This is a genomic window from Mesorhizobium sp. ISC25, from assembly GCF_042295465.1.
Classification (GTDB): domain Bacteria; phylum Pseudomonadota; class Alphaproteobacteria; order Rhizobiales; family Rhizobiaceae; genus Mesorhizobium.
The window spans coordinates 776423-800334 of the sequence record NZ_CP135441.1 but is presented as its reverse complement, the minus strand read 5'-3'; the positions used below and the strand labels follow the sequence as shown (position 1 = coordinate 800334).

Below are 23912 nucleotides of genomic sequence, written 5' to 3'. Positions count from 1 at the left end.
GCAGAGGCAGGTGGTCTCGTGAGCGCGACGAGTAGTGGATTCTAGCGCGCCCAGTCCGATGCGGGAGTCTTGCGCTCTCAGTCGCCGGCTCATGTATTAGCAATCGACGATATGCCACGATACGCCCCATTAGCGTTGGTTGCGAGCGCAAAACTTACTCCGCCAAACGTCCTGCCAACGCCTCGCTGCCAGGAGACCGTTTGCGCGGTTGCGAATGCCACGCCGGGCCGAGTCATCGACGCAAAGGCCTGCACAGGGTCAGCTTCAGAGCTTGGTCCCACCGGCTGAACGTCCGCTATGCCAAAAGCCCGCCATTCCGCTTCCGGCCCAAAACGCGACGGGGCAAGCGGTCTTCTGAAGGGCGGCACGCAGTCCCCTCGCCGCGGCGGTTACGTCCGATCGACGCCATCTGCGAAGGCCGGATTGGCGAGGTCATCGAAGCGGCGCGATCCTATGGCGCATTCGGCCCCGCCTGAAGGTCAGGCCACCTTCAATGCAGCCGCTCGATACCGCCCATAGCCGACCTTCACGAGCAGCCCTTCCTCGCACATCTGGGAGAGATAGCATCGTGGGATGCCGATGTTGAGATCGCGGGTTCGCACCTCGCCGCGCTCTTGCGCCAGAGCAACGGCGCGATCCCGAAGCGATGGTGGCCGCCCACCTGCCAGGCCTAGTGCTTTTGCGCGGTCACGATCACGTTTTCGCATTTGATGCGGCTGTGGCGCGTCTCGGCGGAGCGCTATGGCGAACTCGTATTTCGCTGCTTCGTCGGTCCCGGGGAGCCAGCGCTCATTGTACGCTAAGGCGCGCTAGAACCAGCCGCGGCGCGCCCAGACTGCAATGCTGGCCGGGGAACGAGCGACATCGTCGGGAACAAGTCCCGTCTCATAAATCAGCACAACAGGTCGGCCGGGGCTAACTAGCTGACACTTGGTTGATCCCGGCATCAACCCAGGAACGTGTCTGTTCCAGCACCTCATCGGAAAACGCTGGGTCGTCAATCGCCCGGGCGAGGATCACTGCCCCCACCATCGCCGCAAAGCTTCCGATCGCCGCGCGGCGCCTGTCTGCCGCATCCAGCTCCGGCAACGCCTTGCCAATACGGTCGATCTGCGATCGAAGACCTTCGGTCATGGCCGAGCGCGCTGCCGGGGTTTGATGGCGGATGGCCGCGGCAAGGCCCGCCGTCGGGCAACCACCGGCGCAGTTGTCGCGATGCCGGGGTGAAAGATAGTCATCCAAATAAGCGCGAAGACCGCGCCCTCCGCCTGTGTCCGCGGCGAGGACATGGGCAAGGGTCTGCGCAATCAGGTCGTCTTTCGAGTTGAAGTGACCATAGAAACCGCCATGGGTCAGCCCGGCGGCCTTCATCACCTCCGCCACGCTGACCGCATCGAACCCCTTGTCGCGAAACAGCCGGCTGGCAACCTCCAGAATCCGGCGACGGTTCTCCGCCATCTGCTCTCGACTGACCTTCATTTCAAAATTCTCCGCCGGCTCCGTTGACATTTACATGATGGTCATCATATTTATCGGCAATCATGATAACCGTCATGAATATAAGTCCCTGCAGAAAAGAGCAATCCCATGACCGCCATTCCGTCAGTCCTCATCACCGGCGCCTCCACCGGCATCGGAGCTTCCTATGCCGATCGCTTTGCGCGCCGCGGCCACGACCTCGTGCTGGTTGCCCGCGACACGGCACGAATGGAGGCGCTGTCGGCGCGCCTGCGTCAGGAGACCGGCGTGGCGATCGACATCGTCCAGGCTGATCTCACGCAGCCCACCGATCTTGCAACGGTGGAGACGAGGCTGCGCGACGACGCCCGCATCGGGATCCTCGTCAACAATGCCGGAACGGCCATCGGCGGAAGCTTCATCGAGCAGAGCACGGATGACGTTACACGGCTCGTAGCGCTCAACACGACCGCCCTTCTGCGGCTTGCCAGTGCCATCGCCCCGCGCCTTGCGGCGGCGGGCGAAGGCGCGATCGTCAACATCGGCTCCGTGGTCGGCCTGGCGCCGGAGTTCGGCATGACGGTTTACGGCGCAACCAAAGCCTTCGTGCTGTTTCTGTCGCAGGGACTCAGCCTCGAGCTCGCGCCGAAGGGTGTCTACGTCCAGGCCGTGCTTCCCGCCACGACGCGAACGGAGATCTGGGAACACGTCGGCGCCGACGTCAACACGCTTTCCAACGTGATGGAGGTGGACGATCTGGTTGATGCGGCGCTGGTCGGATTCGACCGCCGCGAACCGGTGACCATCCCGCCGCTTCCCGATGCCGGGCAGTGGGACGCGCTTCAGGCCGCGCGCCAGGCCATGCTTCCAAACTATCGGAACGAACATCCCGCCGAGCGGTACCGCAAGGTCGCCTGAGCACCAACGAAGCCATTTCGATAACGACCCCGCCGCAGCGGGGACAAACAAAGGTGACCTATGACGAGCAAAACGCTGTTTGAGCCCTATACTCTCGGCTCGCTAACCCTCTCCAATCGTATTGTGATGGCGCCCCTGACGCGCAATCGCGCTGGACCGGGCTTCGTTCCAGGCGATCTCGCCGCGGAGTATTACGGCCAGCGCGCGTCGGCCGGCTTGCTGATTTCCGAGGCCACGCAGATCTCGCGGCAGGGACAAGGTTACCAGGACACGCCAGGCATCTACTCCCAGGCTCAGATCGACGGCTGGCGCAAGGTCACGACCGCCGTGCACGCCAAGGGCGGGCGGATTTTCCTGCAGCTCTGGCATGTCGGCCGCGTCTCGCACGTCGACCTACAGGAGAACGGGGCGGCGCCGGTTGCGCCGTCGGCGATCCGGGCCCAGACCAAGACGTTCGTCAACAATGGCTTCGTCGACGTCTCGGAGCCCCGCGCGCTGGAGTTCGAAGAGGTTTCTGGGATCGTGAACGACTTCCGGCAAGCGGCAGCTAACGCCATTGAGGCCGGTTTCGATGGCGTCGAGATTCACGGTGCCAACGGCTATCTGCTGGACCAGTTCGCCAAAGACAGCGCCAATGTCCGCACCGATGCTTATGGCGGCTCGGTCGAGAACCGCGCCCGTCTGATGCTGGAGGTTGCGGCTGCGGTGGCCGAGGAGATCGGCGCCGCGCGCACCGGAATCCGGATCTCGCCCGTATCGCCCGCCAATGGCGTTTCGAGCAGTGATGCTCAGGCACAGTTCGACTATATCGTCGATCAAATCGATGCCTTGGGCATCGTCTACATTCATGTCGTCGAGGGCGCCACGGCCGGGCCGCGCGATGTCGTACCGTTCGACTTCGGATCGCTCCGCCGGCGCTTCAACAACACCTATATCGCCAACAACGGCTATGATCTCGACCTCGCGACGTCGCGGCTGGCCGAGGACAAGGCCGACCTGTTCGCCTTCGGCCGCCCCTTCATCGCCAATCCCGACCTTGTGGAGAGGCTTGAGACCCGCGCACCGCTGGCGGCCGTCGACCCGGCTACGATCTATGGCGGGGGCGCCGCGGGCTATACGGATTATCCCGCCATCGCAGCCGCAAGCAGCCACTGATCCCTTCGGCGCCGCATTTTGGTGCGGCCCCGACCCTTCTGCGCTGTCTGCGATAGTGGATCGCAAGCTGGCAAGCATTAAGCGCGCGGATGCCATGGAATTCCGCGATCACATGGATCACATGCTTGACGGTCGCAAAGCGTCTTCGGTAGATCGCTACTTGAACGTAGTTCGCGCGGTCATCAACCACGCCATAAGAGACTTTGACCTATCTGGCGTCACCAATCCCTTCATGAATTTGGAGGCCGCGTCGAAGGATAAGGCCGAGCCCGACAAGGACAAGCGCCGTCCTTTCACCTTGGACGAGGTCACCGCCATAACCGCCCGCATCTCTTACCATGCCAAGGCGGACCTTCAACACATTTGGACAATTCTGAATGGCACCGGCGAAGTAGAGCTGGTCGCCAGCGAATGCCAGTGCGCGATGGCGGCCAGCTGGTCTGAGCGTTATCTCTTCATGCACTGCCCGGAGCCGCCGGGATCGCAGACTTCTCCTACACCGCAATCGAAATCGCGTGTGCAGGCGGGCGGCGACAAGGGCGGGGCGAGGACAATATAAGGCGTATGGACCTTGTCGCCAGGCGGCACGAAAGCCGGCGCTCGCTCGCCTGCGTCACCGAGCGTGCGGATATAGAGATAGAGCGACTTCTTGTCCTCATCGCTCATCGCCCGTACATTATACGCTGGCATCGGTGGATAAGTCCCAAGGCCTCGAAGATATGAAACGAAGCCGTCGGCTGTGAGGTCGACGGCCGTCAGTCGTAGGTTTGCCGCATAGCTGGTTCCCCACGGACCCTGAAAGCCGAGTGCATTTCCCTTGAGAGCCTTGGCCGGATCGATCTTGCCGCCACTTTCGCTATATCCTTCGGTGTGGCAATCGTGGCAGCCGCCGATGATGGAGATGTAGAGTCCTCGCTCGACCGAAGGTTCCCCTGCCGCCGGCGCGGCATTGAGAGCAAGCGCGGCAATGCGCATCAACCAATATGCACGCATCGCATTCCCCTTGCTTGGTGCCGTAGAGCTCGAGCGATGTCCATCAGATGGCCGGCTTGTTGGGACTGAGTCTGTCGCAAACTCGTACCGGTTGCAACACCGGGTGATGATAGTTCGTGTCCTCTACGCGCTTCAATTGGGAATGGAGAAAGACCGATCAGCAAGCGGCAGCCGCCTGAACCATGGCAGTGATCGCCCACGTCTTCATGATCCGGCGCCTCGCCCAAATCCTGGGCCAGGATGAAGACCTGCTGTGGGACCTGTCGGACCAGCTCGAGCCTGAGGATGGTAAGCTGTGGGTCTACGATATCGATGGAATCGCAACCCCTGTCTTTAGCGACTTCGGCATCGAGGCCCTTCGCGAAATCATTCGAGACCAGGCGACAGCTAGTTGTCCCGTCAAATCCGGCACGCCGCGGTCCCTACCGGATGCTTACGGTCTTGACGTTGACCGGAGGGGAGAACCAATGGGTCGCCATGACACTACTACTCAGGAGAGAGATACATTTTGGCCTCCTTAGCGGCAGCCTCAAATGCCTTTCGTATCACGTGAGGGTCAATCGGATCGCCCTCCACAGCCGACAGGCAGAGGGTCACCGCCTTGTGCCAGCAAGGTCCTCTCCGGGTCCACGTCTTTAGCTGCTCAAGGGCTGCCCTCGCATTGTTGCAGCCATGCCTATCACCGGACGCAGTCCTTACGAACACAGGAGGGACGAACCAATGGGTTGCCATGAGGGGAATCTAGAGCGGGACGAGCCTGCCGACCAACCCAGTTGTAGTCCGCAATAATGGAACAACGCAGGCGCTCTGTAGTTTAGAAATCGCAGCGGTCGATTCTTCGTGGATGCAGCCGCCTGCTGGGTCCGTCGCCTTTCTCACGAGCGGCGGGCCTCCACCTTATGGAGGGACTAACGTCCCCTGCTCCTTAGCGGCAGCCAGGAATGCCTTGCGGGCCTCCTCGGGTTCCATCTGGTCGGAAATCACGGCGATGCAAACGCGCACCGCGAGGTCCCACTGAAGGCCATGGTTGGTCCACTTCAGGAGTTCCTCAGCGGCTGCTTCAGCGTTGCTGACCTTGCGCGTCGAACCGCTACCCTCGGTCCTTACAGGGACCGGCGGGGAGAACCAATGGAGCGCCATGCAGTCACTCTTTGCCGGCCCGATCAAGTTCCTGCAGCAAATGCTTTTGCTCAGCCGGCAGCTCCTGTTCTACAGGCAGATTTAGCATGGCGCGAAGGTAATTGCGGATTACCTCTGAAGTGATCCACCGCCGCACAACTTCGGCAACAACTTCCTGTTTGGCTTTATCGATTTCGACCACGTTCAGGCCTACATGCTTAATAGGGCCGAACCCCCCTCGCGAGCGGATTTGTTCCTTAGAGGGCGGGGAATGTTTGGTACAAAAACCCGAGGGGGTGATCGGACAACTGGCTCGCGCGAGGACCCCCCGTACCCCCCTCCGTTTCCCCTACGGCGCCGGTGGACACAGCCTTGCTATGTACCCTTGGCAGCGTCCTCGATCAGTTCGGCTATTAAGGTGCGGACCCGTAGGTCGGACCTATCCCCTATGTTTCCCACATCTTTCGTCACCATCCCCGGCGAAGATACGGACACCGCCCCGCTCACCTTAACGTTGACCGTAAAGGTTCTTCTAGGCGCCTTCTCCAATTCTCGCTTCCTGTAGATCTGGAAACGAATCGACGGGGCTAAAGCTTTGACCCGCCGGCGTGGCGCGGTGTCTATGTCGACAGCCACCTCGCCTGCCACGTCAGCCTTGGCTGCCTCCAGCGATGCAATCACGACGTCGTTTAGCCAGGCCTTTGCTTGCTCGCTGAAGTCCAACATGGGGGCATCTCGCTTCCCCATCTCCGCGCCGCCGACGGGCTCCTCCTGCTGACGGCGAGCTTCTTTCCCGCGCTCAAGGGCTTCTTTAAACTTTGCCATCCCTGTTGCTCCGATTTGTCATCAGGCCACCCCCGTCAGATCGGCTATGGCGCCCTCCCATTCACTAGAACGCGCGTAGTCGGGGTACGTTGCGTTGGGGAGCCTTTGGGTTCGCCGCTATTCAGCACACGCGGCGGCCGATGGACAGCGAAGCAGGTTTCGAGGGTGCTGGAGAGGGTATCGGGCTGATTGGTTGACGGACTGGCTTTGCGTTGTCGTCCGTGCCTATGAAGCAGCTCGCTCACCAGCTGGTTGCAATTGCCGTTGGCGCAACTTTCTGATGTGAATAACCCGACCACTAGCTATGAAGGCGTCGTGGAGGAGAGCGCAGCGCACTTCGTGCGCGAAGCTACGATCGCCGGTGCTGATCTGCGCGAGATCGTCACGCTTGAGCCGGAAAGCAAGGTCACCTTCTTCCAGGCGACCGGTCCGCGCGAAGCGGAAATCGGGTCGCAACGGGTGCAGAGGCCTGCGGGCAGGAACAGGCGGGCATCGCGCGCCTTGAGTTCGAGGCCCTGCCATATCTGCGCACGGGTCAGCTTGGTCTCGCCTCCGGAATTCACCGGAACGGTAGCGGTCGTGTAAATCACGATGTGTCTCCTGGACAAAAGGTCATCGGTGATGGGGCTCAGCCGGCAATTGCGGCCGCATAGTCGCGATAGGAGCGCAGCGGCCGGCCCAGCAGCGCGGTCAGCCGATCGACATCGCCGGCATCGGGGACCATGCCGTGCGTGAGGAAGCGCTCCGCCATCAGGCGCATGTCGAGCGCCATCCAGCTCGGCATGAACTGCCGCAGGTTCTGCTCGAAGCCGGCGGTGTCGTCGCCCGGATACGCGATCTGGCGTCCGAGGACGTCCGTCCAGATGGCCGCGACATCCGCGCCGGTCAGCGTGTCGGGGCCGACCAGGTTGATGCGGTCGAACGGGAGCGGCGCGGCGGCCTGCTCGCGGCGGATGAGTTCGATCGCGGCGATCTCGCCGATGTCGCGCGCGTCGATCATGGCGACGCCCTTGGCTCCGATCGGCATCGGATAGATGCCGTAGCCGGTCACCACGTCCTTGATCGTGATGTCGTTGTTCATGAAGTAGGCGGGCCGCAGGATGGTGGCGTTGAGCCCCATCTGCTCGATCATCCGCTCGACGCCGAACTTGCCCGCAAAATGCGGCACGTTGACGTAGAGGTCGCTGTGGATCACCGACAGGTAGACGATCCGCTCGATGCCGGCCTCGCGGGCAGCGGCCAGCGCTACCAGCGCCTGGGTAAATTCGTCGGCCACCACCGCGTTCAGCAGGAAAAGGGTGGAGACGCCCGAGAAGGCCTTGCGCAGGGAATCGACATCGAGCAGGTCGCCCTGCACGACATCTACGTCAGCGGGGAAATTGGCTTTCGAGGGATCGCGAACCAAAGCGCGCACATTGGCGCCACGTTTCACGAGTTGTTCGACTACGTTGCGGCCGACATTGCCGGTCGCGCCGGTAACGAGAATGGTCATGGGGTTACTCCTGAGTTGAGCCGGATGGCATCCCAGAAAATTAGTGATCCACATTTGTGTCGGTAGGCGTTATATCTGGACACTCCGTCTCATTGGTGGAACACATGGATCTACTTGCTCTTGCTGATTTCAATCTAGTCGCCCGCCACGGGGGCTTCGGTAAGGCCGCGCGCGCTGCCGGGCGCCCGAAGGCCACCTTGTCCCGACGCGTGGCGGAGCTGGAGGCGAGTCTTGATCTACGGCTGTTCGAGCGTGGCGCGCGCGCGCTGAAGCTGACGGAAGAAGGACGTGCGCTTTTCGAGCGCGCCGGCCGGTTGCTGTCCGAGCTCGAAGAGACGGCGGCGGCGATCGCCTCAGGCGGCGAAAGGCCGCGAGGCAGGTTGCGGATCAGCGCCCCAGTGCTGTTCTCACAGACCGCGATGGGGAAGATCGCTGCCGGCTTCGCCCTAAAATACCCGGAGGTAAGGCTCGAGGTCACGACGGAAGACCGCGCCGTCGACATGATCGAAGAGGGATTTGACCTGGTGATCCGGGTCAATCCGGATCCGGATGAGAGCCTCGTTGGGCGAGCCTTTCTGCGTGATCGACTGGTGGTCGTGGCAAGTCCTCACCTCGCCCGGCCGGCTGAGGGTCTGGCGACCCCGGCCGTCATGCGTTCGACAGCCGATCGAAGGGCTTGGGACGTGAAGACGCCCACTGGCCGGTCAACAATCGCGATCGAGCCGGTCCTTGCGCTGTCGTCACTCATCATGGTCCGGGATGCGGTGCGAGCGGGCGTCGGCGCGGCACGCCTGCCGGTGTCGCTGGTGAGCCATGATCTGGCGGACGGAACGCTGGTACATTGGGGGGATCTCGATCGACCCGACATCGCCCTGTGGACGCTGTATCCCTCTCGGCGGCTGCTGAGCGCCCGCGTCTCCGCATTCATCGACCATCTGAAGCAGGCCTTTCCGATGGGAACACCTGACGAGCTGGCCGCCTATATCGGCAAATGACGCCCAGGAAGCTGGTTAACCTAGCTGAGGCCTTATACGAGGCACAAGGAAAGCAGTTGCCGTGCTTTCTTGGTGGGTGCGTTATTCGAAATATCTTCCGCGAACGCGACATTTTTTAACGGCAACCGGCTCCGCGAACGGTGCCATCGTCACCACTGCTGACGGCCGGCTATGTGTAGGTATTGAGAGCGCCACCGACCGCATTCCCTTCCCTCCTCGTGGACGAAAAGTGTTCGTTCGAATGATGCTTTTCCGTTGCCATAAGCGCAAGGTTTTGGTCAGCCAGCACAGGGCCTCCTCTTAAGCTCGCTGGCCGTCAAGGCCCAGCGGCCTCTAGCTGCCAGTCTCCCCCGCAACCAAGCCGCTGGGTCGCCTCGCCAAGGGCGAAGCTTGCAGGCCGCGTGTATATTAGCAACATCTTGACTAGGGGCACCGTCCGCTCCACACTCAAGTGTATGGCGCGGGGCATTGGCATCGGTGACGTGGTTGCGATCACGGCCACGGTAGGTAGGCGGGTCGCCGACGACCGTATCAGCGTCTCAATCCCCTCCTACAAGATCGGCGTTGGCACTGGAATGGCGCTGGCCGGTTAGATCGCTAACCCGCAAGATTCCACCCGTGCGCGGATTGCGCCCACGATCGCCAACTTGGCTTTATTCAGCCTTGAGGTTAATCACCCGCATCACGGCGACCACTGTCCCGTTGTTCGTAGCAGCCTCCTTCGTGCTACCCTTGCCGCAGCTCCATACATCGCCTTCCTTGGCTGTGAACTGCATATCCCCGGCCGTGACCTGCAGCTCGCCTTCAGTGACCGTGCAGACCATGTCGTCGGCCATGACATCCCCCAGCGGGCTAGATCCCTTTGGCTGATACACGACGTCTTCCATCGCGATTTTCTTGTACCCCTTGATATGGGAGTCTCGTGTTCCCAGTTCGACGAGCCGAACGCCGGGAAAAATCTCTTTGCCATCAGTCGGACCGTAGGTCTTGGCCGCTGCCGGAGTCGGCAATGCAACCAATAGCGGGGTCGACAAGGAGGTGGCACCAAGGGCGAGAGCATTACGTCGAGTCATCTTCATAACATTATCCTCCCTGAGTTAGTCCGCCCACAACTGGGCGAACCTGATATTTTACGCGCCCGTGCAGCCAAATAGTCAAAACACAATTGAGCAGGCCCATGCTCAGTATGGTCACCACGCCAGCGCAAGCGCGACACCAGCGGAAACGATGAACGCGAGCCAAGGCGCAATCATTCCAGTGTGCCTCGTGGTCGTGGCGAGTCCCTCATCTCGCCCGGCCGGCTGAGGGTCTGGCGACCTCGGCCGTCATGCGTTCGACAGCCGATCGAAGGGCTTGGGACGTGAAGACGCCCGCTGGCCGGTCAACAATCGCGATCGAGCCGGTCCTTGCGCTGTCGTCACTCATCATGGTCCGGGATGCGGTGCGAGCGGGCGTCGGCGCGGCGCCTGCCGGTGTCGCTGGTGAGCCATGATCTGGCGGACGGAACGCTGGTACATTGGGGGGATCTCGATCGGCCCGACATCGCCCTGTGGACGCTGTATCCCTCTCGGCGGCTGCAGAGCGCCCGCGTCTCCGCATTCCTCGACCATCTGAAACAGGCCTTTCCCATGGGAACGCCTGACGAGCTGGCCGCCTATATCGGCAAATGACGCCCAGGAAGCTGGTTAACCCAGCTGAGATCTTACTCCAGAGTTGGGGGATCGAGCGGTCGTAGGTCGTGCAAGCCTTTCCGCCGCAAATCTCAAACGCGCGTTTTTTGCTTTCGGGGCATGACAGCGTCTTTCCCCCGGAATCGCCCGCCCTATTTCGTCTCGACAGGTGGGCGGCTGCTTGCTGGACGAGTCCTTGCGGCGAGTACGGCATGTGCTTCGAGGTACCCCACATGAACTTCCACGATCGGCACCTATTGAGGTTGCGGGTGAACGGAGAGGATCACAGCCTTTCCGATCTCGATCCCCGCGTCACGCTGCTCGACCTGCTGCGCGAGCGGCTTCATCTGACCGGAACGAAAAAGGGCTGCAATTTCGGCGAGTGCGGCGCCTGCACGGTGCATCTCGACGGGCGGCGTGTGAATGCCTGCATGATACTTGCCGTGTCCGCCGAGGGACGCGAGGTCACGACGATCGAAGGTCTGGCAAACGGCGATGCGCTTCATCCCGTGCAGCAGGCGTTCATCGATCATGATGGTTTCCAGTGCGGATTCTGCACGCCCGGCCAGGTGATGTCGGCGGCGGCGCTGATCGAGGAGGGACATACCGGCTCCGATGCCGAGATCCGCGAATGGATGAGCGGCAATCTGTGCCGCTGCTCGGCCTATCCGCAAATCGTCGAGGCGGTGCGCGCGGCGGCCGGGAGGGTGAGCCAATGACCCCATTCGTCTATGCGCGCGCCGACAGCCTGGGCGACACGATCGCGGCAGGTGCCGCGCCGGATAGCGCCTTTCTCGCCGGCGGCACCGAATTGCTCAACTGGCTGCGCCTTGGAGTTGCCGAGCCGACGCGGATCATCGATATCTCCCGCCTCGACGGGCTGGATCAGATCGAGGCACTGCCCGGCGGCGGCTTGACGATCGGCGCGCTGACTCATCTCAACGACGTCGCGCAGCATGCGCTGGTCATGCGCGACTATCCGGTGTTGAGCCAGGCGATCCTCAACGCGGCGTCGCCGCAACTGAGAAATCTCGCAACGATAGGCGGCAATCTGCTGCAGAAGACGCGCTGTGCCTATTTCCGTGCCGAAGAGCAGTTGCCATGCAACAAGCGTCAGCTCGGCTCCGGCTGCTCGGCATTGCATGGCATCAACGACAATCACGCAATATTCGGCTGGACCAAGGATTGCGTCGCCACCCAGCCATCCGACCCGGCGGTGGCGCTGGCAGCACTCGATGCGGTCATCGTCACCGCGCACCGCAGTGGCGGCCGGCGCATTCCGGCAGCCGAATTCCACCTGCTTCCCGACACGCGGCCCGAGGCAGACAATGTGTTGCAGCAAGGTGAACTGATCACTGCAATCGAGCTGCCGGCACCGGCGCCGCGATCGGCTTACCTCAAGGTGCGCGAGCGCGAATCCTACGAATATGCCATCGTCTCCGCCGCTGCTGTGCTGGAGATGGACGGCCAAACCATCCGTCGGGCGGCCCTGGCGCTGGGGTCCGTCGCGCTGCGGCCGTGGCGGCTGAGCGCCGCCGAGGAGCAGCTCGCCGGTGCCGAAATCGGCGATCGCGGGGCGTTGAGCACCGCTATCGAGCAATCCTTCGCCGAAGCGCGTCCCTTGTCGCAGAACGCCTACAAGATCGAACTGGCCAAGACCGCCGCTTTGCGGGCGATCGAAAGAGCAGCGAGGACGCCGTCATGATGATCAGCCAGCCTGTTGCCCGCCCTGACGGCCGCGTCAAGGTTACCGGCCGCGCCCGCTATGCGGCCGACTATTTTGCTCCCGATCTGCTCCATGCAGTGCTGGTGACCGCGCCCGTTCCCGCCGGCCGCGTGACGTCGATCGTCGTCGACGATGCGCTCGCCGAGGAAGGCGTCGTGCGTGTGCTCACGCATGAGGACATGCCCAAATTCGGCCGGTTCGCATCGCCGAGGGCCGAGCCCGATACGCAGATGCAGCAGGCCGAAGGCCCGCCGGCGGCGCAGAGCTTCATGCCCATGCAGGGCAACGAGATACGTCACGAGGGCCAGCCGCTTGCCATTGTGCTGGGCGAGACGCTGGAGGCGGCGGAAGCCGGCGCCCGCCGCGTCGCATTGCGCTACGAGTTCGCCGAGCCGGCATTGCCGGCACCGCCGGAGTGGACCGCCATCGACAAGGCTGCGGTCGTGCCGAGGGAGAGCGGCTTTCTGTTCCTGGAGCCAACATTTACGAAGGGCGAGGTCGACCGCGGGCTTAGCAACGCAGCCGCCATGGTCGAAGCCGTCTACCTGCAGCCGTCGCGCCATCACAACGCCATGGAGCCCTCGGCGACGCTCGCTGAGTGGAACGACGGAGAGCTGACGCTGCACGACGCCACGCAGCACGTCTATGGTGTCCGCCAGGTGCTTGCCGCCCGTTTGATCCCGGCCGAGAAGGTCCGCGTGATTTCCCGCCATACCGGCGGCGGCTTCGGCGGCAAGGGTTGGATCTGGCCGCATCAGGTGCTGGCCGCCGCCGCGGCGCGCATCATGCAGCGCCCGGTCCGGCTGGCGCTCAGCCGGGCCAATGCCTATTCCTGCCTCGGCTACCAGCCGCGCATGGCACAGAAGATCGTGCTGGCGGCGGACAGGTCGGGCAAGCTGACCGCCGTGCAACAGGACGTGGTCAACCTGACAACCGTGACCGACGATTTCGTCGAGTTCGCCACCGAGGCCTCGAAGGGTCTCTACGCCACGCCGGCCATGCGTCTCAGCCAGCGCGTCGAGCGCGCAAACGTCGCCATGCCGACGGCGCTGCGCGCGCCGGTCGAGGGTCCGGGTACCTGGGCCCTCGAAAGCGCGATGGACGAACTCGCCCACCGCCTGGGCGTCGATCCGCTCGACCTGCGTCTGATCAACCATGCGGACACGGATCCGGCCACCGGCCTGCCCTGGTCATCGAAGAAGCTGCGCGAGGCTTATGAGGAAGGCGCCCGCCTGTTCGGCTGGCGCGAGCGCCCGCGCAAGCCGCAACGCGACGGCGATTGGCTGATCGGCTACGGCATGGCGACCTGCAGCATGGGCTGTTTCCGCCACCCGACGCCTGCAGCCGAGGTCAGGCTGCACAGGGACGGCACGGTGCTCATCCGCACCGGCACCCAGGACATAGGAACCGGAACACTCACCATCTTTCCGCAGATCGCAGCCGACGTGCTGGGCCTGCCGATGGAGAAGATCGAGTTGGAAATGGGCGATACACAGCTGCCGGAGGCGGGTCCGACCTATGGCTCATCATCGACCATGGGGGTGGGCGCGGCGGTGCTCGCAGCCGCCGAAGATGCACGTTCGCAGCTTGCCCGTCTTGCCAATCTGCTGCCGGACGAGGTCGAGATGCAAGACGGCAAGATTCGCCGCAAAGGCGCTGCCGGCGGTCAGACGATCGCCGATGTGATGAGTCATACCGACATCGGCGAGATCATCGGCTCCGGCTCGTTCGATCCGGCGCAGCATGGCAAAGGCCTCGCCATGCGCACTTTCGGCGCGATCTTCATGGAGGTCGGTGTCGATCCGGGGCTCGGCCTGCTCAGGCTTCGTCGCGCCGTCGGCAGCTACAGCGCCGGCCGCATTGTCAATCCCCGCACCGCACGCAGCCAGATGACGGGCGGCATCATCTGGGGCTGGGGCATGGCGGCGATGGAGCAGAGCAGGCACGAACCGGTGCTTGGGCGGTTCCTGTCGAAGAACCTTTCCGGGGTCGCCATTCCGGTCAACGCCGACATTCCCGGCGATATCACAATCCACTTCGTCGACGAGGTGGACGAGCATGCCAGCCCGATCGGCGGCAAGGGCATCGGCGAGCTCGGCGCCACCGGCGTTGCCGCTGCGGTGGCCAATGCCGTCTTCGACGCTACAGGCAAGCGGATCCGGGAGTTGCCGATCACGCCGGAAAAACTGCTGTAGAAGGGCCGGCCCGCGGAAGCGTCTGCTCGACGAGGTTGACATAATAGCGCATCACCGTCGGCACGATCTCGTCGTTGAAGACGTAGCGGTCGCCGTGCAGGCCTTCGCCCGGGCCGACCTCGCCGGTGCCGATCCACGCATAACAGCCGCCGGCGTCGCGGATCATGAAAGCGAAATCCTCGCAGCCGAGACTGGGGCTGAACTCGGTCAAGACATTCTCCCGGCCGACGACGGATGCCGCCGCCTCGACGGCGCGGGCCGTCGCGTCCGCGGTGTTGATCAGCGGCGGATAGCCCCTCCTGTAGTCGACGCTGGCGTTGAGCGAATGCGCGGCGGCAATGCCTTGTGCGATCTCGCCGATCAGCGTCTCGCAATGGTCGGAAAGGCCGTGCTCGAAGAAGCGGCAGGTGCCTTGCAGCCAGACCTTGCCCGGCACGATGTTGCCGACATTGCCGCCATGGATCTGCGTGAGGCTGACGACCAGCGCGCTTTGCGGGTCGACCGAGCGGCTGACGATGCGCTGGACGGCTTGCACGAAGGCGCTGGCGGCCAGGATCGGGTCGTCGCCGAGCTGCGGCATCGCGGCATGCGCGCCAAGACCCTCGAAGGTCAGTTCGAAATTGTCCACGGCCGCCATTTGCGCACCAGCGCGGGCGGCGATCGTCCCCAGCCTGACGCCCGGCCAGTTGTGGACCGCATAGATCGCCTCGACCGGAAAGCGCTTGAACAGGCCGTCCTCGATCATGCGCATGCTGCCGCCCTCGTTCTCCTCGGCGGGCTGAAAGATGAAAATGACGGTGCCGTCGAAGGTGCGGGATTGACTGAGCAGTTTGGCGGCGCCGAGCAGCATGGCGGTGTGGCCGTCGTGGCCGCAGGCGTGCATCAGGCCCTCTCTCCTCGAAGCATAGGCCAAGCCGGTTTTCTCCAGCACCGGAAGCGCGTCCAGCTCGGCGCGCAGGCCGATGCCGCGCGCGCCACCACCGCTGCGCAGGACACCGACGACCCCGGTGCCGCCGATCCCTTCATGCACCTCGTCGAGGCCGAAGGAGCGTAGTTTCTCTGCAACGAAACGCGCCGTTTCGTATTCATTGAATCCGAGCTCCGGATTGGCATGGATATGGTGTCGCCAGCCTATGACGTCTGGTGTCAGCGCGGCGATGGGGTCATTATGCAGCATGATGCCTCCTTTCACGCCGGCAAAGGCGGCGCGATTTGATCCTGCCAGGCATACAAGGCCGGACGAGAGGCGTCTTGAACCGGATTGACCATGGCAAGGACAAACGAAGCGGCAGAGACCGGGAAATACTGGCGGCATCCGTGCTTCCCCGACCTTGGCCTGTTCGAGGCGCGCTTCACCCAGCACCGCTACGAACTGCACACGCACCCGACCTATGTGATCGCCCTGATCACCTTCGGCTGCGAGCGGATTCGCATCGGCCGTCAAAGCGTTCTTGCTCTGGCAGGCGCCATTGCCGTCGTTAATCCAGAGGAGTGGCATGACGGCGAACGCGGCGCGGACGAAGGCTGGGCCTACCGGACGTTTTATCCTTCGGTGCCGCTGATGACCGCGCTTGCCCGCGAACTCGGCCGCGATGGCGCTCCGGCCTTTTCGCGCGCGACTATCCAAGACAGTGGTCTTGCTGCAGCGTTGGCGGCAGCACACCAGGGCTCGACATCCCCGGACACAATGACGGCCGAGACGTCCCTGCTCGTGGCGCTGCGACGGCTGATCGTTCGGCATGGCGATTGGAACGGGCGTCCCGAGGAGCTCGAAAGCTCCAGTTCACGGCGAAGGTTTTCGCTCTACCGCGATCTTGTCGAAAGCGAACTTGGCTCGCAGCTCGACCTCAAGCGGCTTGCCGGCGCGGCTGGCGTGACCCGGTTCCAGGTCATCCGCGACTTCAACAAGGTAATTGGCCTGACGCCGGCGGCCTATATCCGCGACCGGCGATTGCGCCGGGCGAGCGCGCTGATCGAGCGGGGATTTGGCCTCGCCGACGCCGCTATCACGGCCGGTTTCGCCGACCAGAGCCATCTGTCCCGTACATTCCGGGCGATGCATGGCATGACGCCGGGCATGTTCAGAAGAGCGGGATAGGCGCTCCTGAACAGACAGCTTGCGCGCCAATGCGTGCTGCGCAATGCTGACGCAGCTCGGGGGGAATCATGCGAAAAATCTTGGCGCCGACGCTGCTGCTCGCGGCTGCACTGTTTGCAAACAACGCCCAGGCGCTCGATGCCAGCGGGACGCCGGTTGTCGTGACCCCGCTTGCCTCTCGCACCGAGACCGCGTCTGGCCAGCCGATCACGCTGCCGCAGAAGAACGTGCAGGTCCTGGTCTCGGCCTATCAGATCGCGCCGGGCGTGACCTTGCCGGTCCACAAGCATCCGTTTCCGCGCTATGCCTATGTCGAGGCCGGCACGCTTCAGGTCACCAATGTCGAGACCGGCAAGAGCAACACCTATCAAACAGGTGATTTCATCATCGAAATGATCGGGCAATGGCATCAAGCGACCAATGTCGGCGCCGATCCGGTCAAACTGCTCGTCATCGATCAGGTTGAAGAAGGCACCAAGAACACGGTATTGCGCCAGTAGCTGCGGTCGTCGGGCACTGCAGCAAGCAACGTCCGAATTCACTCCGCCGCTTCACCCGGTCGGCGGCGGCGGCAGAACGGCGCGATCCCCCTCCTCGTACAACCGATGGATGGCAATGGCGTTGACGCGCCAGCCTTCCGGCGTCCGCACCAGCCGGTGGAGATAGCTGCCGCCGACCGTCCAGAACCGGCCGCCGATCCAGTGAGTTGCGCGGACATGGCTGCGTGCAACCGCGTCATTGCCCGCGCCTTCGACGGTGATGTTGGTGATGAGGTGCTGGGTGGCGTCGAAGCCCGGCAGCAGCCCTTGCCACAGGGCGATCAGCGCGTCGCGGTCGCTGGTTGTCGCCTCGCCGCCGAAAAGGCTGGTATAGTCGGTCGTGACGCGGGCCGCGAAATAGGATCTGACCCGGTTCCACTCACGCAGATCGGCATAGAGGCCGATCCCGGCAATCGCCTCGGCGATTGCGATCCTGTCTTCGACCGTCAGTGCATCTCCCGGAGCGCTCGAGCCGGGCGCCGAGACGGCGGAAACCATCGCAGCGGAAACAGCCGAGACCAGGACTTGCCGGCGCGTGACGAGGCTCATTGTCCCGCCTCCCCCGCACTGCCCAGCGTCGCGCGGAAGTGCGCGGCGACGGCATCACTCGCCGCCTTCACCGGCGCGGCACGATCGTAGAAATCGAATTGGGTGACGTTGTCGAGCCACAGCTCCTGCCTGGAGCTGGTCAGCCGCGCGTAAAACTTGTGCGCACCCTGCGGAATGGCTGCCGCCTCGCTATGCACCATCAGAAAGGGCTGGTGCAGGCGCGGGGCAGCCTGGATGGCGTCGAACCTCAGCCAGCCGCGCCAGAAGGCCGGATCGGCCTCGTTTCGCCAGGCCGGGATCATGCCGCGATCGGGCTCGGTGTAATAGGGCATCTTGAACATGATCGCGTGCTCGTCGGTCAGGCTGGCGGCCGGCAGGAACCCCTGTCTGCCGGTGCGGCGATATTCCGCCTCTGCCGCATTGCTCGCGGCCTCAAGCTTGGCGACGCCGTCCCTGCCGCCATAGGTCTGCTCGACCACTTCGGCATCCTGCAACCAGGGCGCAACGAGGGCGACCGATTTGATCGCGGTGTCTTCGGCCGCAGCGGTGACCATGTAGCCGGAGCTGGCGCAAATGCCGAGCCCGCCGATGCGGTGCTGATCGGCTTCGGGCCGGCTCGCCAGATAGGCGACCGCTGCTTCGATGTCGGCGGTCTTGGCCTTAGGATCCTCGTACTGGCGGCGTATGCCACCGCTTTCGCCCCAGCCGCGGAAATCGAACGTCAAGGCGACGAAGCCGCGGTCGGCCATCTCGCGCGCGTAGCGGGCCGGCATTTGCTCCTTTACCGTCATCCAGGCGCCGGTCACGACCAGCGCGGGCCGAGGTTTCGCCGCGTCCAGATCCTCCGGCAGATAGAGCTCGCCGATGATCTGCTCACCGTTCGAGGCGAAAGCGACGCGCTCGATGCGCGGTGCGGCGAAGGCATTGGAGGCGGCGAGCGCCACGGCGGTTGCTGCAGCAAGTGTCAGGGTTTTAAGCATCGCAAGTCTCCTTTGGATTGGAGCGAGAAGCGCGGCGTTGCGATAAGACCGCCGTCTCAACGCTCGCCAGCCAGTCGGCCGGGCAATCGCGTCAGCGGGTAATGCGCCCAGTAGAAGGCGTCCGACTGGTACATGTCGGTCAAAAAATTCTGTGCCTCGGCGATCTTGCCGTCCTGGATGCGAAACGTCAGCGCGTAGAGCTGGTCAATCTCCGGACCTGAGCCGACATTCGACCAGCCGCGATGGACATCGACGACGAGGTCGCCTTGCGCCTGGAAGAAGATCGGCTCGGCCTTGAATTTGCCGTCGGCCAGGCCGCGGAAGAAGGCGACCACCTCGTCCGGCCCGCGCTTGTCGCCGGCGAGCGGATGATGACCGGGAATGTGCCACACGATGTCGGGCGCGAGGAAGGGCCGCACGGCCTCGGGATTTCCGGTCGCGTAAGCTGCGTAATAGTCCTTGATGAGTTGGATGTTGCTGTCCTCCAGCGGCCCGGCATTCGCCGGGGCGGCAGACACCGCCAGAAGAGCGCCGGCGGCGAGTGAAGCGAGCCTGGTCATCGGTCCTGTCTCCTTGCCAGTTCCGAGCCATCGCAACAGCGAGGCCCTTCGTCGGATCCAACATGAGGCCTTTTGTTCACCGGAAAAACCAGTAGAATCCGACAGGGCTATTTGGAAAAACCTTACAATGCGCCTTGACCAGTTCAGCGGCATCGTCGCCTTCGTAAACGTTGCGGAGGCCAGGAGCTTCACCCGCGCCGCGGCCGAGCTCGGCGTCGCTCCGGCCTCGTTGAGCGAGGCGGTCAAGGGGCTCGAGGAGCGTCTGGGGGTGCGGCTGCTCAACCGCACGACCCGCAGCGTTGGCTTGACCGAAGCTGGCGCTCAATACCTCGATCATGTGCGCCCGGCAGCCGAAGATATCCGGGCGGCTGGTGCGGCACTGCGCGAGGCCCGCGACCGTCCCGCCGGCACGCTGCGCCTCAGCCTGCCCTGGATCGCCGCCCCGCTGCTGATCGAACCGCTGATGCGGTCGTTCATGGATGCTTATCCCGAAGTGCGGCTTAGCCTGATCTTCGACGACAGCTTCGTCGACATCGCCGCCGAGGGCTTCGACGCCGGCCTGCGCATCGGCGAGCTTCTCGAGAAAGATATGATCGGCGCGCGCCTGGGCGGGCCCCTGCAGATGGTCGTGGTCGGCAGCCCCGATTATCTGGCACGCAACGGCACGCCGAAGCTGCCGGCCGACCTCGCCGCCCATCGCTGCATCGCATTCGCTCTCACCCGCACCCGCACGATTTCGCCCTGGGAGTTCATCGTGGAGGGACGTGAAGTCGCATTCACGCCGGACGCATGTCTGGTCGTGAACACGCTTCCGCTGTGCATTAATGCCGCCGCGCAGGGGCTTGGCCTCGCCTTCGCGGTCGAGGGCCTCGCCGCGCCGCTTGTTGCCTCAGGCGCGCTGGTCAAGGTGCTGGAGCCTTTCTGTCCCGCTTACGAGCCGCTCCACCTTTATTATCCCAGCCGCCGCCTCGTACCGCCGAAGCTGCGGGCCTTCATCGACTTCGTTCGCGCGAATTCGCACAAGCTGCGGATCTGATGTGGCTTTTGCGGGAACCCGGCCCCGTTCAGCCCCAGGCGCCGACCATCTGCCTGGTAGTTGCGTTGAGCCGGTTGAATGCATTGATCAGGGCAATCTGGACGACCAGGGCCGCAAGCGCCTTTTCATCATAGTGCCGGGCTGCCTCGTCCCAGACCGCATCCGGCACCGGATCCGGCCGATCGGCCAACCGGGTTGCCGCCTCGGTCAGCGCCAGCGCGGCGCGTTCGGCGTCGGTGAAGTAAGGTGTCTCCCGCCAGGCGGACACGGTGAAGACGCGCTCATCCTTTTCGCCGGCCTTCTTCAATTCGCGCGCATGCATATCGATACAGACACTGCATCCGTTGATCTGGCTGGCGCGCAAATGGACGAGCTTGCGCGTCACATAGGACAGGTCGGCAGTCTCGGTCGACTTGTCCAGCGCCAGCAGCGCCTGCAGGGCGCCGCTAATGAGCATCACCGGGTTTTTCAATCGTGCTTGCATAATGGTCTCCTTCGGACGTGTTTTCTCAAGCCCGGACGACGAACATCCGGGGTCTCGATATTTCTTGGTTCTGTCAGTTCGCCGGCCGCCGCGTTGCGGCAAGGCGAGCGCCGGGATCTTCAGCTTTGCGAGGCAGTCACCCGCTCAAGCCGCTCGAGAATGCGCGGCCAACCGCTTCCCATGCCGATGTAGCCGCGCTCGTCCTCGGACCGGAACCCGGAATGCTCCATGCGCACCCGCGTCGCCGTACCTTCGGGCGTCAACGACCATGTCACCACTGTCTTCAGACCGCTGTCGGATTCGGTGCCGTCGCCCCAGCTGTAGGCGAGCAGGCGTGGCGGCTCGATCTTCAGCACCTCGCAGTTCGTCACGCCGGACCAGCCAGGCACCGGCGTCGCGCGAAAGGTAAAGTGATGGCCTTGCTCAGGCGCAAAGTCGTTCTCCATCAGCCATTCGGCAACCAGATGCGGCACGGTCAGTGCGCGCCATATCTTTTCAGCCGCGTGCGGAATCAGACGCTCGACGACAATGGATTTGGTTTCGACTGTGGTTGCTTCAGTCATGACTTCGGACCCGTTGTTTGCGGTTTGGCTGGGCTATTCAACAACGCGCTCTCCATGAGAACCAATAACCCATCAGCTATGAGTTACGTATAACGCTTAAGTTATGAATGTGTCAAGCGGCGGAATGGCAGGCGCGCCCGCAAGCACATTGAGCCAACAGTTCCGGCTTTCATCGCACCAGACCCGATGCTACCGCTGGCCAGCCAAATCATCGACGGATCGCCCATGACCGAGACCGAACGCCCTCGCCTGCCGCTGATCGAGATCTGCGTCGAAGGCATAGACGGCCTGCTGGCCGCGCAAGCCGCAGGCGCCGACCGTGTCGAGCTTTGTGCCAGCCTGATCGAGGGCGGCATCACGCCGAGCTTCGGCACGGTGCGCACGGCGCTTGAATTAGCGACGATCCCGTTCCACGTCATCGTGCGGCCGCGCGGCGGCGATTTTCTCTATAGCGAAGCCGAATATCGTTCGATGCTCGCCGATGTCCGCGCGCTTGCCGAGCTCGGCGTCGCCGGTGTCGTCGTCGGCTGCCTCGCTGCCGACGGCACGATCGATGAGCAGCGCATGAGCGAACTGGCGCAGGCGGCGGCGAGCTTGAACGTCACCTGCCATCGCGCCTTCGACATGACGCGCGATCCGACAGAGGCGCTGGAGGCGTTAATCCGCTGCAAGGTCGGCCGCGTGCTGACCAGCGGCCAGCGCGACACGGCACTGGAGGGCGTCGACCTGCTCGCCGATCTGGTCAGGCAGGCCGGCGACCGTATCATCATCCTCGGCTGTGGCGGGCTCGCCCCCGAGAACATCGCTGAGGTGCGGAGGAAAACCGGATTGGGCGAAATGCACTTCGCCGCGCTCAAGGACGTGCCGAGCGCTATGCGCTATCGCAACCCGAAAGTCGGCATGGGTGGCACCGACCTAGACCGCGAATACCGCAACACCGTGACCGACGAGGCGATGGTGGCGGCGACCATCGCCGCTGCCCGGACATGATCCTGGAAGATCGAAAGAAAAACATGATCGAAATGCGTTTGCCGATCGAGCGGGTTTCACCGCAGGACGAGCCCGCAATCCTCGCGCTCAACAACGAGCATGCTGCCGAATTGTCATGGCTCGAACCCGAGCGCCTCTCCTTCCTGCTCGGCGAAGCGTTTTACGCGCGCCGCATCGGTGCGCTCGAAGCCTTCATCATGACGTTCCATCAGGACACCAGCTACGACAGCCCCAACTTCCTGTGGTTTCGCCAGCGCTACCCGCGCTTCGTCTATGTCGATCGTGTCGTGGTCGACGCCAAAGCGCGCGGCCGCGGCCATGCCCGCCGGCTGTATGAGGATCTGTTCGAGCAGGCGTCACGCGCCGGCCAGGCGATCGTCACCTGCGAAGTCAATGCCGAGCCGCCCAATCCGGCTTCGGACGCTTTCCATGCCGCACTCGGCTTTGTGGAAGTGGGCGACGCGGTAATCCACGGCGGCAAGAAGGCGGTACGGTATTATGCAAGGCGGATCGCCGGCTGAACGGCAGCCGCCTCGTCCTACCAATTGCGGTTCAGCCAGGAGCGGGCCGGCTTTTCGACGATGTAGTAGCTGCACAGCGCGCAAGCGAACGCCGCCGCCAGCATCAGCCACGGCGAACTGCCTTGTATGTCGACGAATTGGTAAAAGGGCTGCTGCCAAAGATAGAGCGAATACGACCACAGCCCCAGCATCGTCATCGGCCGGGAGGACAGAAACCCGGTCAGGTACCGGCTGCTGAAGTCGAGCGAGTTGACGGCGAGCGCTAAGAGCGGCACCGCGACCAGATAGTGGATCGGGATTGGCACGGCAGCCATGAAAAGCAGCACTGCTATGACTGAGGCCCCCAGGGCGAGATGCGGACCCTTGAGCAGCGCCGGCAGCCTGTCGTCGGCCTTGAGCAGGCATATCACCGCCGACAGCAGGATCGAGGCGATGTGCACGTCGGTGCGCCAATAGGTGCCCTCGTAACCGATTGCGAGCACCCAGTAGGAACTGGCGCCGTTTGCCATGGCCAGCACCGACAATGCGGCGAGCAGCACGATGACCCGGGACCGCCCCGAGACAACAACGCTGATCAGCGCCAGGATGATATAGGCATGCTCTTCGACGCAGAGCGACCAGATATGGTCGAGCGCGCCGGCACGGGTGACGAGAATTCCGGCATAGTTGTAGGTGAACGTCAGCGCCGTCAGCGCCGCCTTCCACTTGAAGGCGATGAATGTGCCGGACAAGGCAACCATCGCGGCGACGACGAAAACCAGCAGTGCTGGATAGATGCGGGAGAACCGGCGCTTGAAGAATTTCTTCAGCGGATAGTATTCGACAAACAGGATCTCGGCCATCAGCCGGCCGCTGAGCACGAAGAAGAATTCGACGCCCACGACACCGAAATTGATGCCGGGAACGGGAAAGAAATGGCCGATCAGCACCAGCGCGATCGACAGGCCGCGCCAGCCGTCGAGATAGGCAAGCCTGGTTCTTGCCGAGCTATCGGCGACAGGCCTGGACACGACAAGACGCGTCGCGGAGATGTCCGTCATGCCGGT

Annotated in this window: 26 protein-coding genes and 2 pseudogenes; 12 read left to right on the top strand and 16 right to left on the bottom strand. The window is 63.3% G+C overall.

The window, feature by feature from the left end; genetic code table 11:
• Positions 1-915: 915 nt before the first annotated feature.
• The gene (locus RQ479_RS04005; protein WP_376704181.1) at positions 916-1479 is read right to left on the bottom strand and encodes a TetR/AcrR family transcriptional regulator; all 564 of its coding nucleotides are present in this window, start codon (positions 1477-1479) and stop codon (positions 916-918) included.
• Between the two features lie 108 nt (positions 1480-1587).
• Here RQ479_RS04005 and RQ479_RS04000 point away from each other — a divergent pair, with 108 nt between their 5' ends.
• Together RQ479_RS04000 and RQ479_RS03995 are read left to right on the top strand one after the other, a co-directional pair.
• Complete coding sequence (locus RQ479_RS04000) at positions 1588-2376, top strand: SDR family oxidoreductase (protein ID WP_352913370.1); 789 nt, start codon at positions 1588-1590, stop codon at positions 2374-2376.
• Between the two features lie 60 nt (positions 2377-2436).
• Positions 2437-3531 (top strand): alkene reductase, encoded by a 1095-nt coding sequence (locus tag RQ479_RS03995; protein WP_376704180.1) that lies wholly within the window; start codon positions 2437-2439, stop codon positions 3529-3531.
• A gap of 447 nt (positions 3532-3978) precedes the next feature.
• Here the strand turns inward: RQ479_RS03995 and RQ479_RS03990 are convergent, their stop codons facing one another.
• From RQ479_RS03990 to RQ479_RS03960, 7 genes and pseudogenes are all read right to left on the bottom strand, one after another.
• Positions 3979-4524, bottom strand: coding sequence for a hypothetical protein (locus RQ479_RS03990; RefSeq protein WP_376704179.1), 546 nt, complete (start codon positions 4522-4524; stop codon positions 3979-3981).
• 486 nt (positions 4525-5010) lie between these two features.
• A complete protein-coding gene (locus RQ479_RS03985) occupies positions 5011-5256 on the bottom strand; it encodes a DUF982 domain-containing protein (protein ID WP_352468751.1) in 246 nt (81 codons plus the stop codon).
• Positions 5257-5421: 165 nt separating this feature from the next.
• A complete protein-coding gene (locus RQ479_RS03980; protein ID WP_352468750.1) occupies positions 5422-5664 on the bottom strand; it encodes a DUF982 domain-containing protein in 243 nt (80 codons plus the stop codon).
• A 4-nt stretch (positions 5665-5668) separates the two neighbouring features.
• Positions 5669-5845, bottom strand: a complete 177-nt coding sequence (locus tag RQ479_RS03975) for a hypothetical protein (protein ID WP_352468749.1) — start codon at positions 5843-5845, stop codon at positions 5669-5671.
• Positions 5846-6018: 173 nt separating this feature from the next.
• Positions 6019-6468: a hypothetical protein gene (locus RQ479_RS03970; RefSeq protein WP_352468748.1), complete on the bottom strand. Its 450-nt coding sequence runs from the start codon at positions 6466-6468 to the stop codon at positions 6019-6021.
• 434 nt (positions 6469-6902) lie between these two features.
• Positions 6903-7058, bottom strand: a pseudogene (locus RQ479_RS03965) (AtaL-like protein); the annotation flags it as partial.
• 38 nt (positions 7059-7096) lie between these two features.
• A complete protein-coding gene (locus RQ479_RS03960) occupies positions 7097-7960 on the bottom strand; it encodes an SDR family oxidoreductase (protein WP_376704178.1) in 864 nt (287 codons plus the stop codon).
• Between the two features lie 104 nt (positions 7961-8064).
• Here RQ479_RS03960 and RQ479_RS03955 point away from each other — a divergent pair, with 104 nt between their 5' ends.
• Positions 8065-8955, top strand: a complete 891-nt coding sequence (locus RQ479_RS03955) for a LysR substrate-binding domain-containing protein (protein ID WP_352468746.1) — start codon at positions 8065-8067, stop codon at positions 8953-8955.
• A 653-nt stretch (positions 8956-9608) separates the two neighbouring features.
• Here the strand turns inward: RQ479_RS03955 and RQ479_RS03950 are convergent.
• Positions 9609-10034, bottom strand: a complete 426-nt coding sequence (locus RQ479_RS03950) for a hypothetical protein (RefSeq protein ID WP_352468745.1) — start codon at positions 10032-10034, stop codon at positions 9609-9611.
• Positions 10035-10218: 184 nt separating this feature from the next.
• Between RQ479_RS03950 and RQ479_RS03945 the strand changes: the two are divergent.
• From RQ479_RS03945 to RQ479_RS03930, 4 genes and pseudogenes are all read left to right on the top strand, one after another.
• Positions 10219-10625 (top strand): annotated as a pseudogene (locus RQ479_RS03945) (LysR substrate-binding domain-containing protein); the annotation flags it as partial.
• 233 nt (positions 10626-10858) lie between these two features.
• Complete coding sequence (locus RQ479_RS03940; protein WP_352468744.1) at positions 10859-11344, top strand: (2Fe-2S)-binding protein; 486 nt, start codon at positions 10859-10861, stop codon at positions 11342-11344.
• Positions 11341-12330 carry an FAD binding domain-containing protein gene (locus RQ479_RS03935; RefSeq protein ID WP_376704177.1) on the top strand — a complete coding sequence of 330 codons (990 nt, stop codon included), beginning with the start codon at positions 11341-11343 and terminating at the stop codon, positions 12328-12330. The genes RQ479_RS03940 and RQ479_RS03935 overlap by 4 nt, the downstream gene beginning before the upstream one ends.
• Positions 12327-14546 (top strand): xanthine dehydrogenase family protein molybdopterin-binding subunit, encoded by a 2220-nt coding sequence (locus RQ479_RS03930; protein WP_376704176.1) that lies wholly within the window; start codon positions 12327-12329, stop codon positions 14544-14546. Before RQ479_RS03935 ends, RQ479_RS03930 begins: the two co-directional genes overlap by 4 nt.
• On the opposite strand, the gene RQ479_RS03925 is transcribed toward RQ479_RS03930, so the two are convergent.
• On the bottom strand, positions 14524-15723 hold the full coding sequence (locus RQ479_RS03925; RefSeq protein ID WP_352468741.1) for an amidohydrolase: 1200 nt from the start codon (positions 15721-15723) through the stop codon (positions 14524-14526). The two genes, RQ479_RS03930 and RQ479_RS03925, sit on opposite strands and share 23 nt — an antisense overlap.
• Before the next feature lie 90 nt (positions 15724-15813).
• Between RQ479_RS03925 and RQ479_RS03920 the strand changes: the two genes are divergently transcribed.
• Complete coding sequence (locus RQ479_RS03920; protein WP_376704175.1) at positions 15814-16644, top strand: AraC family transcriptional regulator; 831 nt, start codon at positions 15814-15816, stop codon at positions 16642-16644.
• Between the two features lie 68 nt (positions 16645-16712).
• The gene (locus RQ479_RS03915; RefSeq protein ID WP_376704174.1) at positions 16713-17144 is read left to right on the top strand and encodes a cupin domain-containing protein; all 432 of its coding nucleotides are present in this window, start codon (positions 16713-16715) and stop codon (positions 17142-17144) included.
• Positions 17145-17195: 51 nt separating this feature from the next.
• On the opposite strand, the gene RQ479_RS03910 is transcribed toward RQ479_RS03915, so the two are convergent.
• Genes RQ479_RS03910 through RQ479_RS03900 form a run of 3 tightly spaced genes read right to left on the bottom strand, consistent with a single transcriptional unit; the run spans position 17196 to position 19272 of the window.
• Entirely contained in the window at positions 17196-17732 is a 537-nt protein-coding gene (locus RQ479_RS03910; RefSeq protein WP_376704173.1) for a nuclear transport factor 2 family protein, read from the bottom strand.
• Positions 17729-18712 carry an alpha/beta hydrolase gene (locus tag RQ479_RS03905; RefSeq protein ID WP_376704172.1) on the bottom strand — a complete coding sequence of 328 codons (984 nt, stop codon included), beginning with the start codon at positions 18710-18712 and terminating at the stop codon, positions 17729-17731. Before RQ479_RS03905 ends, RQ479_RS03910 begins: the two co-directional genes overlap by 4 nt.
• A 56-nt stretch (positions 18713-18768) precedes the next feature.
• On the bottom strand, positions 18769-19272 hold the full coding sequence (locus RQ479_RS03900) for a nuclear transport factor 2 family protein (protein ID WP_376704171.1): 504 nt from the start codon (positions 19270-19272) through the stop codon (positions 18769-18771).
• A gap of 127 nt (positions 19273-19399) precedes the next feature.
• On the opposite strand from RQ479_RS03900, the gene RQ479_RS03895 reads away from it, so the two are divergent.
• Positions 19400-20308 carry a LysR substrate-binding domain-containing protein gene (locus tag RQ479_RS03895; RefSeq protein ID WP_376704170.1) on the top strand — a complete coding sequence of 303 codons (909 nt, stop codon included), beginning with the start codon at positions 19400-19402 and terminating at the stop codon, positions 20306-20308.
• Between the two features lie 28 nt (positions 20309-20336).
• Here RQ479_RS03895 and RQ479_RS03890 read toward each other — a convergent pair whose 3' ends face one another.
• Positions 20337-20792 (bottom strand): carboxymuconolactone decarboxylase family protein, encoded by a 456-nt coding sequence (locus tag RQ479_RS03890; protein ID WP_376704169.1) that lies wholly within the window; start codon positions 20790-20792, stop codon positions 20337-20339.
• Between the two features lie 119 nt (positions 20793-20911).
• Positions 20912-21355, bottom strand: a complete 444-nt coding sequence (locus tag RQ479_RS03885) for an SRPBCC domain-containing protein (RefSeq protein ID WP_376704168.1) — start codon at positions 21353-21355, stop codon at positions 20912-20914.
• Between the two features lie 225 nt (positions 21356-21580).
• Here RQ479_RS03885 and RQ479_RS03880 point away from each other — a divergent pair, with 225 nt between their 5' ends.
• Both RQ479_RS03880 and RQ479_RS03875 read left to right on the top strand, forming a co-directional pair.
• The gene (locus RQ479_RS03880; protein ID WP_376704167.1) at positions 21581-22345 is read left to right on the top strand and encodes a copper homeostasis protein CutC; all 765 of its coding nucleotides are present in this window, start codon (positions 21581-21583) and stop codon (positions 22343-22345) included.
• A gap of 32 nt (positions 22346-22377) precedes the next feature.
• Positions 22378-22866: a GNAT family N-acetyltransferase gene (locus RQ479_RS03875; RefSeq protein ID WP_376705863.1), complete on the top strand. Its 489-nt coding sequence runs from the start codon at positions 22378-22380 to the stop codon at positions 22864-22866.
• Between the two features lie 17 nt (positions 22867-22883).
• Here the strand turns inward: RQ479_RS03875 and RQ479_RS03870 are convergent, their stop codons facing one another.
• Complete coding sequence (locus RQ479_RS03870) at positions 22884-23906, bottom strand: acyltransferase family protein (protein WP_376704166.1); 1023 nt, start codon at positions 23904-23906, stop codon at positions 22884-22886.
• Positions 23907-23912: the final 6 nt, after the last annotated feature.